This window comes from Paraburkholderia sp. SIMBA_030, from assembly GCF_046535245.1.
In the GTDB taxonomy this organism is placed as follows: Bacteria; Pseudomonadota; Gammaproteobacteria; order Burkholderiales; family Burkholderiaceae; genus Paraburkholderia.
Genome location: NZ_JAWRXB010001812.1, coordinates 1 through 230, shown reverse-complemented (window position 1 = coordinate 230; position 230 = coordinate 1). Strand labels below are relative to the sequence as shown.

Here is a 230-nt window from a genome sequence, read left to right as displayed (position 1 = left end):
AAGGTGTTGAGCGTGCTCAGTATCTGATCGACCAACTGCTTGCTGAAGCCCGCAAAGGCGGTGTAAACGTAGCCGCAGGCACAGGTATCAGCAACTACATCAACACCATCCCCGTTGAAGAACAACCGGAGTATCCGGGTAATCTGGAACTGGAACGCCGTATTCGTTCAGCTATCCGCTGGAACGCCATCATGACGGTGCTGCGTGCGTCGAAAAAAGACCTCGAACTG

1 protein-coding gene is annotated in these 230 nt (G+C 53.5%); it reads left to right on the top strand.

Annotation, left to right across the window (positions count from 1 at the left end; translation table 11 throughout):
• Nucleotides 1-230: hypothetical protein (locus tag SB772_RS46235; RefSeq protein WP_410839299.1), on the top strand; the 230-nt coding region annotated here is incomplete at both ends.